General features: G+C 74.4%; 13 protein-coding genes. 1 reads left to right on the top strand and 12 read right to left on the bottom strand.

Annotation, left to right across the window (positions count from 1 at the left end):
• Positions 1-191: 191 nt before the first annotated feature.
• From pheA to LUZ64_RS11325, 7 genes are all read right to left on the bottom strand, one after another.
• A complete protein-coding gene (pheA, locus tag LUZ64_RS11355; RefSeq protein WP_095584285.1) occupies positions 192-1,127 on the bottom strand; it encodes a prephenate dehydratase in 936 nt (311 codons plus the stop codon).
• Positions 1,128-1,291: 164 nt separating this feature from the next.
• Entirely contained in the window at positions 1,292-2,575 is a 1,284-nt protein-coding gene (gene efeB, locus LUZ64_RS11350) for an iron uptake transporter deferrochelatase/peroxidase subunit (RefSeq protein ID WP_095584286.1), read from the bottom strand.
• Positions 2,575-4,545: a copper resistance CopC/CopD family protein gene (locus LUZ64_RS11345; RefSeq protein WP_095584287.1), complete on the bottom strand. Its 1,971-nt coding sequence runs from the start codon at positions 4,543-4,545 to the stop codon at positions 2,575-2,577. The genes efeB and LUZ64_RS11345 overlap by 1 nt, the downstream gene beginning before the upstream one ends.
• Positions 4,546-4,564: 19 nt before the next feature.
• On the bottom strand, positions 4,565-5,041 hold the full coding sequence (locus tag LUZ64_RS11340; protein ID WP_095584288.1) for a copper chaperone PCu(A)C: 477 nt from the start codon (positions 5,039-5,041) through the stop codon (positions 4,565-4,567).
• Complete coding sequence (locus tag LUZ64_RS11335) at positions 5,041-5,691, bottom strand: SCO family protein (RefSeq protein WP_095584289.1); 651 nt, start codon at positions 5,689-5,691, stop codon at positions 5,041-5,043. Before LUZ64_RS11335 ends, LUZ64_RS11340 begins: the two co-directional genes overlap by 1 nt.
• 84 nt (positions 5,692-5,775) lie before the next feature.
• Positions 5,776-6,513, bottom strand: a complete 738-nt coding sequence (locus LUZ64_RS11330; RefSeq protein WP_095584290.1) for a YcnI family copper-binding membrane protein — start codon at positions 6,511-6,513, stop codon at positions 5,776-5,778.
• 116 nt (positions 6,514-6,629) lie between these two features.
• Positions 6,630-7,457, bottom strand: coding sequence for a hypothetical protein (locus LUZ64_RS11325; protein ID WP_095584291.1), 828 nt, complete (start codon positions 7,455-7,457; stop codon positions 6,630-6,632).
• A gap of 236 nt (positions 7,458-7,693) precedes the next feature.
• Between LUZ64_RS11325 and LUZ64_RS11320 the strand changes: the two genes are divergently transcribed.
• The gene (locus tag LUZ64_RS11320; protein WP_232389907.1) at positions 7,694-8,173 is read left to right on the top strand and encodes an ATP-binding protein; all 480 of its coding nucleotides are present in this window, start codon (positions 7,694-7,696) and stop codon (positions 8,171-8,173) included.
• Here the strand turns inward: LUZ64_RS11320 and LUZ64_RS11315 are convergent.
• The 5 genes from LUZ64_RS11315 to LUZ64_RS11295 form a co-directional block, all read right to left on the bottom strand.
• Complete coding sequence (locus tag LUZ64_RS11315; RefSeq protein ID WP_095578796.1) at positions 8,160-8,849, bottom strand: HAD family hydrolase; 690 nt, start codon at positions 8,847-8,849, stop codon at positions 8,160-8,162. The two genes, LUZ64_RS11320 and LUZ64_RS11315, sit on opposite strands and share 14 nt — an antisense overlap.
• Before the next feature lie 69 nt (positions 8,850-8,918).
• The gene (locus tag LUZ64_RS11310; protein ID WP_095578795.1) at positions 8,919-9,917 is read right to left on the bottom strand and encodes a ScbA/BarX family gamma-butyrolactone biosynthesis protein; all 999 of its coding nucleotides are present in this window, start codon (positions 9,915-9,917) and stop codon (positions 8,919-8,921) included.
• An 18-nt stretch (positions 9,918-9,935) separates the two neighbouring features.
• Complete coding sequence (locus LUZ64_RS11305) at positions 9,936-11,219, bottom strand: beta-ketoacyl synthase N-terminal-like domain-containing protein (RefSeq protein WP_095578794.1); 1,284 nt, start codon at positions 11,217-11,219, stop codon at positions 9,936-9,938.
• The gene (locus LUZ64_RS11300; protein WP_232389908.1) at positions 11,216-12,457 is read right to left on the bottom strand and encodes a beta-ketoacyl-[acyl-carrier-protein] synthase family protein; all 1,242 of its coding nucleotides are present in this window, start codon (positions 12,455-12,457) and stop codon (positions 11,216-11,218) included. Before LUZ64_RS11300 ends, LUZ64_RS11305 begins: the two co-directional genes overlap by 4 nt.
• The gene (locus LUZ64_RS11295; protein ID WP_095578793.1) at positions 12,450-12,725 is read right to left on the bottom strand and encodes an acyl carrier protein; all 276 of its coding nucleotides are present in this window, start codon (positions 12,723-12,725) and stop codon (positions 12,450-12,452) included. The genes LUZ64_RS11300 and LUZ64_RS11295 overlap by 8 nt, the downstream gene beginning before the upstream one ends.
• Positions 12,726-13,003 lie beyond the last annotated feature (278 nt).

The following is a 13,003-nucleotide window of genomic DNA, read 5'->3' as shown; positions in this document are numbered from 1 at the left end:
ATGACGGGCCTGTAGTTAGAGAGATTTGTCGACCTTGACCGATTCGGGGAGACTTCCGGGGGCCTCGATCTGTCGACTTATCCCCAGGTCGAGAACGGCCTGTGGATAACCCTGTGGGTCATCCACACCGTGCCCGCCGCCGGCCGCCATCGGCCCACACCGTGCCCCCACCCGGCCCCCACCGGTCTCCGTCAGCCCCGGCCGTCCTGGCAGCGCGCGATCCAGTCCGTCGCCGCCGTGAAGTCCTCGTCCGACATGCCCCGCGCCGTCGGCCCCACCTCGGCCGGGTCGACCCCGGCGCGCGGATACGAGCCGAGGAACCGCACCTTCGGGCAGATCCGCTTGAGACCCATCAGCGCCTCGGCCACCCGGCGGTCGGTGATGTGGCCCTCCGCGTCGATCGCGAAGCAGTAGTTGCCGATGCCCTCGCCCGTCGGCCGCGACTGGATGAGCATGAGGTTCACCCCGCGCGACGAGAACTCGTGGAGCAACTCCAGCAGCGCGCCCGGGTGGTCGGCGCGCAGCCACACCACGACGGAGGTCCGGTCCGCGCCCGTGCGGACCGCCGGGCGGGCGGGGCGGCCCGCCAGCACGAAGCGGGTCTGCGCGTTCTCCGCGTCGTGGATGTCGGTGACCAGCGCCTCCAGCCCGTACGTCGCCGCCGCGAACTCACCGGCGAAGGCGGCGTCGTAACGCCCCTCCCGCACCAGCCGGGCACCGTCCGCGTTCGACGCCGAGGACTCCCACAGCGCGTCCGGCAGGTTCGCCGCCAGCCAGTTGCGCACCTGCGGCTGCGCGACCGGGTGGCCGGTCACCGTCTTGATGTCGGACAGCTTCGTCCCCGGCCGCACGAGCAGCGCGAACGCGATCTGGAGCACGACCTCGCGGTAGATCATCAGCGGGGCGCCGGTGGCCAGTTCGTCGAGGGTCGCGGTGACCCCGCCCTCGACGGAGTTCTCGATCGGTACGAGCGCGGCGGCGGCCTCGCCGTTGCGCACGGCGTCCAGGGCGGCCGGCACGGAGACCATGGGCACGAGTTCCCGCGGGGCGGCCTCGGGGAGCGTGCGCAGGGCGGCCTCGGTGAAGGTGCCCTCCGGGCCGAGGTAGGTGTAGCGGCTGGCCGACATCACGCGATTTCCTCCGGGGGGTTGCCTTGGGCTTCGTCACGATACCGAGTGACCCGCGGCCGGCGGTTCCCGAACGGGGCCGGGCCCGGGACGGCCCGCCCCCGCCCGGTCGCCGGGCCTTCCGCGTTCCCGCCCTCCCCGGGGGGAGAGCGGGAACCGGGCCGTCACCCCTCCAGCAGCCGCTGCCCCACGTACTCGCCCGGCGCGCAGCCGCCCGGGACCGCGTACAGCCCGCTCGACTCGTGGCTGAGGAAGCGGGAGAGCCCGTCCCCGCGGTCCAGCTTGCGCTGGACCGGGACGAAGCCCCTGCGGGGGTCCGCCTGCCAGGCGACGAAGAGCAGGCCCGCGTCCGGGGCGCCGTCGTCGCGGTAGCCGTCGTGGAAGTTGAACGCGCGCCGCAGCATCGCGGCTCCCCGGTTGGACTCCGGGGCCGCGACGCGGACGTGGGCGTCGCCCGCGATCGCCAGCGAGCCGTCCGCGCCGAACTTCTCCAGGTCCACCGGGGTCGTCTCCGTACCGCCCGAGAGGGGCGCGCCGTCGGACTTCCGGCGGCCGATGACCTTCTCCTGGCGCTCCAGCGACAGGTGGTCCCAGCTGTCGAGCAGCATCCGGATGCGCCGGACCACCGCGTACGAGCCGCCGGCCATCCAGTCGCCGGAGTCGTCCGGGACGAAGACCCGGGCGGCGAAGTCGGGATCCGCCGGCTTCGGGTTGTTGGTGCCGTCGATCTGGCCCATCAGATTGCGGCCGGTCATCGGCTTCGCGGTGGCGCCCGGCGTCCGGTTGAAGCCGTTCATCTGCCAGCGCGGCCGCGCCGCGTCCCCGGCCTGCTTCTGGAGCACCCGCAGCGCGTGGAAGGAGACGAGCGGATCGTCGGCGCCGACCTGCACCCACAGGTCGCCCTCGCCGCGCTTGGCGTCGAGCGCGTCGGCGGTGAAGACGGGCAGCGGCTCCAGGGCGACGGGCCGCTTGGAGACCAGGCCGGTCCGGTCGAAGAAGGTGCGGCCGAAACCGAAGGTGACGGTCAGGGACGAGGGACCCGCGTCGAGGGCGATGCCGGTGTCGTCGCCCTTGGGAGCCTCGCCCGCCATCAGCTCCGCGGCCGTCGCCGACCAGCGCCGCAGCAGGGCCGCCGCGGCCCTGCGGTCGGCGCCGGGCGCGAGGTCGAAGGCGAGCAGATGGCCGTGCGCCTGCGCGGGATCGGCGATCCCGGCCTGATGTTTCCCGTGAAACGGCACGGTCCCGGCGCCGACGCCCGCGAGCTCCGCCGGGGTCTCCCGCGCGGCTTCGGCCGCGAGCGCGCCGCCGGCGCCGCCCACGACGAGTCCGGCCGCGCCGACGGCCCCGGCGGTGCCGAGCAGCCGCCGCCGGCTCATCCCCCGTTCCCGCTCGGGCGCCCGGCTCTCCGCCGGTGTCGTCTTCTCTGCCTGTCCAGCTCGTTCAGCCATCAGTTGATCTTCACGTTCCTGAGCTCCGTGATCTGGTCGATGTCGGAGGTCCGTACGGTCAGGGTGAGCTGCCACTCGCCGGCCATGGGGAGCTGGAGGCCGGTGGCCTGCCAGTGCCCGGCGGAGAGGCGCTTGAGGGGGGTGCGCAGCGGGCCGATCTTCTTCCGGGTCTCGGTGAGGGAGACCTCCAGCTGCGGTACGTCGACGGCCTGGCCGTCCGGGCCGGCCACGCGGACGTCCAGTGTGTTGTCGCCCGAGCGCGCCGGGTCGATCCGCACGGTGGCCGTGCCGCGGCCGTTCGGGCCGCCGGTGTCGTACGGGATCCGCGCCTCGGCGGGCCCGGCGGCGGGTGCCGTGGCCCGGGCGGCGCCGGCCTGCTTCTGCTCGGTCTCCGAGCGGCCCGGCTGGGTGCCGGTGAGCAGGGTGGTGACGGCGAGGAGGACCACGGCGACAGCGGTCTCGGCGAGGACGGAGCGGCGCAGTCCGCTGCGGCCCTCGTCCGCGTCGCGCCGCCGCTTCCCGGCGGCCTTGGTGAGGGCGGCCTGCTGCCGGGCGAGCTGGGCGGCCCGCTCCGGCGAGGTGCCGCCTTTGCCGCCGGCCGCCGTCCTGCCGCCCGCCGCCTTGCCACCGGCCGGGTTCTTCGCGGAGCCCGGGCTCTTCGCGCCGCCCGGGGCACCCGTGGAGCCCGGGACCTTGGCCGCCCCCGGGTTCTTCGCCGCCGGCCTGGCCTTCCGCGGCTCCGCGCGATCCGTCAGCCGGCCCGTCCAGCGCCGGGAGAAGAAGGCGACCCCGACCAGGGCGACCACCAGGCCGGCCTTGATCAGCAGCAGCCGTCCGTACGCGGTGCCGGTGAGCGCGCCCCACGAGCCGACCTGCCGCCAGGACTGGTAGAGCCCCGTCGCCACCAGCACGCACACCGACGCGAACGCGAGCCGGGAGAAGCGCCGCACGGCCGCGACGGGGACCGGGTCGCCCGCCCACAGGGTGGACAGCAGGGCCGCCAGCCCGCCCAGCCACACCCCGACGGCCAGCAGGTGCAGCACGTCGACCGGCATCGCCAGCCAGGTCTGCAGCCCGGCCGACGCGTGCTCGGCCATCGCCCAGGTCGCGGCCAGCCCGGTGGCGACGACCGTGCCGCCGACGCCGAGCCCGAACGCGACGTCCCGGCGCTCCTGCCCCGTGCGGCCGTCGTCCCCACGGGCGAACGAGCCGAAGAGGACGGCCAGGAAGACCGCCGCCGCGCTGAGCAGCAGCAGCCGCGACAGCAGCGCCGCGCCCGGTTTGGTGTTCAGCACGTCGCCGAGCAGCGACAGGTCCAGGACGGACCCCGGACCCTTGCCGCTGGTGTACGCGCCGCGCAGCAGCAAGAGCGCGGCCGTCGAGACGAAGAGGGCGATCCAGCCGCCCACCGCGACCCGCTGGACGGGCCGCGAGGAGCGGCACACGCCTGCGAAGACGCAGCCGCCGACGAGCAGCGCGAAGCCGGCGTACGCCGCGTACCGCGCCGTGCCGTACAGCCGGTCGACCGTCGGGTCGACCTCGGCGGTCGTCACCTTGGCGGCCGTCTTCGACGGCGCGCCGACGGAGAAGGTGAAGGCCCCGGCCACCGGGTGGCTGTCCGCGGAGACGGCCTGCCAGGCCACCGTGTACGTACCGTCCACGAGCCCGCCGCGCAGTCCGACGGACGCCGTGCCCGACCTGCCGTCCACGTGCGTGGGCCGGCCCTCGTCGACGCGCTCGCCGCGCGGGTCGAGGACCCGCACCGAGTCGGCGGTCAGCAGCACCCCCTCGGAGAAGGTCAGCGTGACCCGCTGGGGGGCGGTCGGCACCACCGAGCCGGTGGCGGGGTCGGTCGCGGTCAGCGCGGCGTGTGCCGACGCGGTGCCCGCGCCGGGTCCGAGCGCGCACAGCAGCGCGGCGAGCAGCGTCCCGAGGAGGGGCAGCAGCCGTCCGGCGGTCAGGGTCCTCATCGCATCCTCGTCAGTCCTGTCAGCCCTGGGGGCGGAACGTGGTGGACTCGACCGGCACCCGGACCTTCACTGCCCCGGAGGCGGCGAAGTGGAGCGTGAACTCGATCTTCTCGCCGACCTTGGGCTTGTGTCCGAGCTTGCCGAGCATCAGGTGGGTGCCACCACGGGTGAGCTTCAGCTCGCCCTTCGCGGGCACGTCCAGCTCGGCCGCGTGCTTCATCTGCGAGCCCTCGGTGGTGTGCATGGTGATGTCACCCGAGAGCGGGCTGGTGACGGACATCAGCTGGTCGGCCTTGCCACCGGTGTTCTTGACCGTCAGATAGGCGGCGGCCATGTCGGGCATCGCGGGCTGCGGCAGATAGGCGCCGCTGACCGAGAGCTCGGGCTTGTCGGACGCCAGGGCGTTCTTCTCCGACTGGCACCCGGTCACCAGGAGCATGCCCCCGGCGAGCAGGAGCGGCAGGGTGACGGCGGTGGCGGTGGTGGTCTTGCGCATCACGGGTTCTCCCCCTTGACGATCTTCGGGAGATCTTTGGCGTACTGGGCTGCGGTGGTTTCCGCGGTGTAGATCCAATGGCCGCCGTCGTCCTTGGGCGAGAACCCGACGACCTCGGCGCCATGGCTGACGGTGATGGAGCCGTCCTTCTCCTTCTTGGGCTTCTCCACGAAGATGCCGAGCGGCTTGGCGGCCGCCTGGATCGTGTCGAAGTCGCCGGTCAGGCCCACGATGTCCTGACCGCCCTGGGCGTCGAGCCACTCCCGCATCCGCTTGGGGGTGTCCCGGGCGGGGTCGGTGGTGACGAAGACGATCTTCAGGTTCTTGCGGTCGGCCTCCGGCAGCTTCTTCGCGGCGTCGGCCATGTCGGAGACGACGGTCGAGCAGACGTCGGGGCAGTAGGTGTAGCCGAAGTAGAGGAGGACGGGGTGGCCCTTCGTCTCCTTGACCAGCTCGTACTTCTTCTCGCCCGTGTCCGTGAGGACCAGGTCGGGCTTGGCCTTCGGGCTGTCCAGGGTGATCGCGGCCTTCTTGGGCGCGGTGGAGACATCGGCCGCCGGCTTGTCGCCGTCGCCGTCCCCGCCGCCGCAGGCGGTGAGGGCGAGCGCGGCGGCGGTGGCCAGTGCCACGCCCAGGATCTTGGTGCGCATGGAGCTCTTCTCCAGGGATGGGTCGGTGTGCGGGGGCGGCGCCGCGCCGTGGCGGGTGCCGCCCCGGTCCGTGCGGGCCGCGGGTCAGGCGGAGCGGCGGCGGCCGGCGAGCACGCCGAAGGCCACGCCCGCGATGCCGACGACGATGCCGACGACGCCGAGCACCCGGGCGGTCGTGTCGGAGGAGTCCTCGCTCTTGTCCGAGGACGCGGCGGCCGGGGCCGCCTGGGCGTCCTTGCCGTCCGCGGCCTTGCCGCCCTTGTCCGCGGCGGCCTTGTCGGCCTTGGCGACGAGCTTCAGCGTCGGCGCGGGGTGCTCGGCCTCCTCGCCGCCCGGCTTGGACGGGTCGATCCAGCGCACCACGTCGTCGTCGGAGTAGGTCTGGAGGGCCTTGAAGACCAGCTCGTCGACGTCCGTGGGCAGCTGGCCGACGGAGAGCGGGAACTGCTGGAACTGACCCGGCTCGATCTTGCCGCCGGTCCAGGTGATCTTGCTGACGGCCTCGTCGATGGTCTTGCCGTGCGTCTGGAGCGGCTTGTCGAGCTTGGTCTTCTCGACCTTGACGTCCCAGCCGGGGACGGGCTGCACGGTCACCGAGGAGAGCGGGTGCTTCTGGTCGAGCGTGACCTCGAGCTTCACCGTCGAGGCGTCGTTCTTCTCGTTCGGCACCTTGAAGGCGATGGTGCTGTAGCCGCCCTTCTCGGCGGTGCCCGGCTGCACGCTGACGTGCGCGAAGGCGGGACCGGCGAGGAGCAGGACGGCACCGGCGGTGATGCCGCCGATGACCGGGAGACGGCGGAGACGGCCGAGAGAGGTGTTCATGGGGACACTCCACAGGCAGGAGGGAACGGAAGGGATACGCGCGCGCGTGCGGCGACAGCGCGCCCGCCCTCCCGTCCCGTGCTCTGTGCCGCCGGGTCGTCGGAGTGCGTCGCGTGTCAGGCCGCGAGGGTGAGGCGCGGCGGTCCCCGCCGGGTCACGAAGCGCTGGAGCGCGGGCTCCACCACCGGGCGGTCCTCGTCCCCGGACCGGCCCCGGGCGACCCGCGGCGGCTCACCGGCCGAGCGGTCCCACAGGGCGCGTACGAGCGTCAGGGCAGCGCGCAGCGACCGTACGAGCGCCGCCTCCGCGACCTCGCGCGCCGGGCGGCCCGACAGCGACACCGCCCGCCACAGCGCCATCTCCCCGCGCCGCAGCAGCCAGCCCGCGGCCAGCGCCGCGAGCAGATGGCCGAGCAGCATGGGCAGCGAGAGCGGCAGCGCGCCGAGCAGGGAGTCCAGCAGCCGGTCCAGGGGCGTGGAGCCGCCCGTTCCGGGGGTGACGGGCGGGGGTACGGCGCCCATCCGCATCGGGTGCACGGCGGGGTCGAGCCCGGCGTCCGTGATCACACGGCGGGCGTCGGCGGCGGACATCGCGTGCGGCTGGTTGCAGATCAGCTTGGCGGCGAAGGTGATCAGCCGCCCCTCGGAGGCCGCCTGGCCCGGGGTCACCCCGGCGCTCCGCTGGCCCAGTCCGAAGAGGGTGTGCAGCGCGAGCTGGCCGACGGCCAGTCCGGCCGCGATCCCCGGCAGCGAACGCTCCCGGCCGGCCAGCGGCAGGACGAGCGCCAGCACCAGCGCGCAGCCCGCGCCCAGCGTCCACAGCGGAACGCTCGCGCAGGAGGCCAGCACGTGCCCGCCCGCGGACAGCAGAACACAGACCGCGGTGAACACCGCGGCCCGTATCAGTCGCAGATCGGCGCCGGCGCGCGCGACGGGGTGAGGCATGGCTGCGCCATCATCCCACCGGCCTTACTCCTTCCCTACGGCAGGGGGCGCACGTCCGCCACCCGGCCGGAAGGGGGCCGCGAGCGCTCCGGCGCACCCCGGCGTATCACCCCATACACCGACGCACCCGCGCGCCGCATCGTCCGAATGAGCGGTCTCACACGCGCCGCAGGCTTACGGGCCGCCGCTGCTGGCTATACGTATCGGTATGTCGAGCCGCGGCCAGGAGGCTGAGCATGAGCATGTGGTGGTCACTCCATCTGCGACGCGAGGCCGCGAGCGTGCCGCTCGCCCGTAGGCTGCTGGTCGGCACCATGGAGACGGCGGGTGTCGACCCCGAGATCTCCTACGATCTGTCGGTCGCCCTCAGCGAGGCCTGCGCCAACGCCGTCGAACACGGCGGCGATTCCTCGACGGGCTATCTGGTCACCGCGTTCATCGACGGTGACACCTGCCGGATCGAGGTCACGGACTCCGGGCCGGGCTTCCCCGAGCAGCCCCGCCCCCGCGACCGCCGCCGCACCCAGCGCCCCGCCCGCGCCACCCGCACCAGGACCCCGGCCCCCGCCCAGGACGAACACGGCAGGGGCCTCTTCCTGATCGAGTCGCTCACCGATCACGTCCGGGTGCGGAACCGCCCGGGGCGGCAGGGCGCGGTGGTCAGCTTCGACAAGATCCTCAAGTGGCGGGAGGGCGCGCTGCTCAAGGCGTCGTGACGGCGCCGGCCGTGCCCGCCAGGCGCCGCCAGCCGAGGCGCTCCGCCTCCTCGACGACGGCCGGGTGCGCGCCCACGGCCACGGGGTGGCCGACCAGCCGCAGCAGGTCCAGGTCCGAGACGTGGTCCCCGTACGCGAAGCAGTCCCCGGCCGCGACCCTCCGCTCCTCGATGACGGTGCGCGCGGTCTCCGCCTTGGCGTCGCCGATCATCGTCCGTAGCACCTCGCCGGTGTAGCGGCCGTCCCGCGCCTCCAGCACGGTCGAGTAGAGGCGGTCGGCCCCCGCGTGTTCGGCCACCGGGTCCAGACAGGCCGGGAACGAGCCGGAGACGAGCACGGTCTCCACGCCGTCCGCGCGGTGGGCGCGCAGCGCGGCCAGCACGTCGTCGTGGAAGAGGCCGCCGCGCGCCTGGTGGTGGTCGAACCAGCGGCGGCCGGTCTCCGCGACCTGGTCCACGGCGTAGCCGGCGAAGCGGCGGTAGAAGAGACGGTTCCCCTGCTCGCGGGGGAGCCCGGGGGTGAGCAGGTCCCTCGCGTCGCGGCTCAGCCGCTCCTTCTCCTCGTCGCTGTGGCCCAGCGAGTCGAGGAAGAAGTCGTAGAAGTCGAACATGCTCTTGAGGGTGATGAGCGTTTCGTCGACGTCGAAGAAGGCGATGCCGGGGGCGGCCGTGGACATACGGGTCTCCAAGAGGGTGGGAAAGGGGGGCGGTCAGCCGGGTGTGTGAGGGCCGGCCGAGCGTGACGGTCAGCCGAGGGTGATGGTCAGCCGCGCCACGGTGTCCTCCCGCTGCGTCGCGGTCAGCCGGTACGAAGCGGAACCGCCCGCCTCCGGGTCGCGCGCGGCGGCCAGGCGCACCGGCTCGTCCAGCTCGGCGAACTTCGCGAACTCGCCGTCCAGCCGCAGCACCCGGCCGGGGCCGTGACCGGGGTCCTGCCCGGCGCCGCCCCCGAGGAGCGCCGCGCACTGCCGCGCCGCCTCGCTGAAGACCATCGCCGGGACGTGGTCGTAGGGGTGGTCGTACATGCTCCGGTTGCGGAAGGTGCGCGGGCTGAGGGCGGCTTCCAGGGCACCGTCGGCCGTGCCGCGGACCGCGTCGAGCACCACGTTGCCCGGGTCGAGGCGGCCCACGGCCGCGGGCGCGGCCGGCTCGCCCGCCGGGTCGGCGGGCAGGGTGAAGGCGGTCGGGGCGTCCGAGCCGCGCTGCATCCGGCGCAGCGCGTGGTACTGGTCGGTCGGGGTGCAGCTGACGTCCATGGTCAGACGGCCCAGGGGGCGCCCGTCGAGCCGCAGGTCCATGGCGAAGACCAGGCGGCGCAGCCGGCCGCCGCGCCGCTGCCGGTCGGTGACCCGGCCCTCGGCGACCAGCTCGCCGGGGCGCTCTCCGCAGGCCAGTGCGGCCGGGTCGGTCACGTCCAGGGACCAGGAGGTGACCATGAACGTGGTCGAGAGCGGTACGTCCTCGTGCACGTGGGCCGCGTAGGTCACCGCCTGGCGGCAGCTCTCCAGGACGAGCAGCGCGTCGTGGAAGTCACGGCCGGCGCCGGGGTGGTCGCGGAAGTAGCCGTGGGACAGGGGCAGCTGGGCGGCGGCCGTGAAGCGCGCGTCGTCCCCGCCGACGGAGTCGGTCAGGAACACCTCGGAGAGGGCCCAGCGGTGGACCATCCCGCGCGGGACGGTCCGCTCGAAGGCGGGCGCCGGCCGGGACAGCTCCTCGTCGGCGGGGTGAACGGTCGCGGTGTGCATGGGTTCTCCAGACGGGGGTCAGGCGGACTCGGGGCGTACGACGACGGCACAGCCGACGGAGCCGTCGTGGCCCACCGAAGTGATCACGGCGGCGCGTTCGGCCCCCGTGGACGGGCCCTGCCAGCGGGCCAGGACCGCGGCGAGCTGAAGGGCGCCGCCCGCGCTGTGGGTCTCGCCCAGCACCGGCTGCACGCGCAGCCGGAAGGGCTCCGGGCCGGGCCCGAACGCCTGGCGCAGCCCGCGCTCCTCGACGGCGGCCCAGCCGCGCCGCCCGGCGGCGCCGACGGCCGCCACGGCGACGTCCTCGGGGGTGACCCCGCTGCGGGCGAGGGCGCCCCGCACGCAGTCGGCGAGCCTGCGGGCCACGCCGAGGGGGCCCGCCTCCGGGTCGGCGGACCCGATGTCGCAGGCGAGCAGCCGGGCGAGCGGCGCCGCACCGGCCTCCGGGGCGGAGCCGGGGGCGAGATCAGGGGCGGGGCCCGGCGACAGACGGGTGACGAAGACGGCGCAGCCCTCGCCGAGCGCGGTGCCCGGGGCGAGCGCGCCGGCCCGCTGCCAGGCCCAGGCGCCGTGCGGCGAGAGCTCCTCGACGCCGCCCACGAGCAACTGCCGCGCGTGGCCGCGCACCAGCGCGTTCCGGGCGTAGCGCAGCGCGTGCAGGGAGGCCAGGGGGCCGCCCGACACCGTCGCGTTGAGCCCGGTGAGGCCGTGCCGGATGGCCGCCCGGCTCGCCGCCGAGTTCATCAGGGTGCTGGGGAAGGCGGACGGGTTCACCAGGTACGGGCGCTCCTGGACGAGCGTGTCCCGGGTGAACTCCGCGACGGCGCTCGCGCTGCCCAGCGCGCTGCCCAGCACCACACCCGTCTCACCGGCCGCGGGCGAACCATCAAGATCCGTAAGGCTGTCCGGTCCGCCGAGCCCTCCCACGGCCTCCAGCGCCTCCGTGCAGGTGGCCAGGCCCAGGAGGTCCGTACGGGTCAGCCGGCTCAGGCCCTTGCGGCCCAGGACGGCGGCCGGGTCGAAACCGGCGGCCGGGCGTACGTCCAGCGGGGGGTACGGCACGTCACCGGGGGCGGCCGGCAGGTCCGCCGGGTCCGTGGCGCCCGGGGCCCGCCCGTCCGACGGCGCCTCCAGCGCCGCGCCGAGCGCGGCCAGGCCGGGGCCCGCCGCGCTGTGGACCGCGCAGCCGAGCAGGTCCACGGCGGGCACCGGGAACAGCGCCTCCGACCGGACCTCCGACCGCTCTCGGGCCCACGGGTCCGTCGTCCCGCCCGTGCCGCGCGGGGCCGTCGTCAGGGTCATGCGTCGAACCTCCCGAAGATCGCCACGGCGTTGTTCCCGCCGAAGGCGAAGCCATGGTTCTGGGCGATGGACAGCCGTGCCTCCCGCGCCCGCCCGGGCACGCAGTCCAGGCCGGGCCCGAGCGCCGGGTCGACGTCGCGCACGGTCGCGCTCGGCGGCAGGAAGCCCTCGTGCAGGGCCGCGCAGCACACCAGCGCGCCGAAGGCGGCCGCCGCGCCCATCGTGTGGCCGATCATCGACTTCACCGAACTGATGGGCGGGAGCGGCGTGGTGTCCCCGAACGCCTCGCGTACGGCCGCGACCTCGGCGGCCTCGTTGGCCGGGGTACCCGTGCCGTGGGCGCAGATGTAGTCGACCTCCTCCGGCTTGACGCCCGCCGCGCGGTGGGCGCGCCGGACGCACTCGGCGATGGAGGGGCCGTGCGGATTGGTCATGTGCCGCGCGTCGCAGGTCATGCCGTACCCCAGCACCTCCGCGTAGACGCGGGCGCCACGGGCGAGCGCGGACTCCAGGGGCTCCAGGAGCAGCGCCGCGCCGCCCTCGGCGGTGACGATGCCGTCCCGGTGCTCGTCGAAGGGGCGGGGCACGTCGGCGGCGAGCGCGCCGAGCCGGTGGAAGCCCGCGTGCGTGGCCCGGTTGGAGGCGTCGGCGCCGCCGCACAGCACCGCGTCCGCCTCACCGGTGCTGACCAGGTCGAAGCCGTAGCCGACGGCGTAGTTGCCCGCCGCGCAGGCGGTGCCCAGGGTCAGCGCCTCACCGGTCAGGCCGAGTTCGTGGTTGACGGCGGTGGCGATCCGCCCGGCGTCGGCCTGGCCCGCCAGAGCGGCGTCGAGATGGGCGACGCCCTGCCGCACCCGCTGGGTGGCGAGCCGCTCCAGGACCTGCGACTCGCCGTTGGTGGTGCCGAAGCAGCTGGCCGTGCGGCCGGCGGCGAGGGCGCCGGGGGTGAGCCCGGCGTCCTCGACCGCCATCCGGGCGGCCGCGGCGGCGAACTGCCCGCTGCGGCCCCACTTCCGGTGGTCCAGCCGCTCCAGGAGGGCGGCGGGGTCGAAGTCAGTGACCTCGCCGGCCAGGGTGTGGTCGAAACCGGTGGTGTCGAACTGCCCGGCCGGACCGATGCCGCCGCGCCCCTCGCGGATCGCGGCGGTGAACTCCCGGGCGCCCAGGCCCAGTCCGCTCACCGCCCCGAGCCCGGTGACGGCCACCCGGCGGATCCGCCGGTCGCTCCGCTCAGACACCGGCGACCTGGCCGGCGCTGTGCTTCGCCACCACCGCGTAGGCCGACGGGAGGTCGTCCAGCTCGGTGAGGTCCTCCTGCGGGATCTTGATGCCGAGGTCCCGCTCGAAGCGCGAGAAGATCTCGATGACCAGCAGCGAGTCCGCGTCGAAGTCGTCGGCGAAGCTGCTCTCGTCCGTGAGGGCGCCGTCGTCCTCCACCTCGAGGACATCGCCGACGATCGCCCGGACCTTGGCCCGGAGCTCCTCGGAAATGATGGCGTCGCTCATTTTTCCCCCTTCGCACAGTGAGTTCGCGCCGATGCCCGGCTGATGCCGGTGGCCGCCGACGGGCGTCGGCAGGTGCCTTCGGTGCCCGAACGGCAGCCGATGTGTGCCGCGGACCGAGCCGGGCATCGGACCGGTTCCGACCGGTCGACCTGAATCGAAGCTCCAACGCGGCGGCATCGGCAAGCACCCCCAAAGTGGCATCGGCATGTGTCCGACGAGCCGCAACCGGCCTTCCCTAAGGGGCAATCGCGTGATCACGGGTGGATTCACCGGCACCC

Source organism: Streptomyces albireticuli, from assembly GCF_021228125.1.
Classification (GTDB): domain Bacteria; phylum Actinomycetota; class Actinomycetes; order Streptomycetales; family Streptomycetaceae; genus Streptomyces; species Streptomyces albireticuli.
The sequence above is the reverse complement of the archived record's forward strand: the minus strand, read 5'-3'. Positions and strand labels throughout refer to the sequence as shown.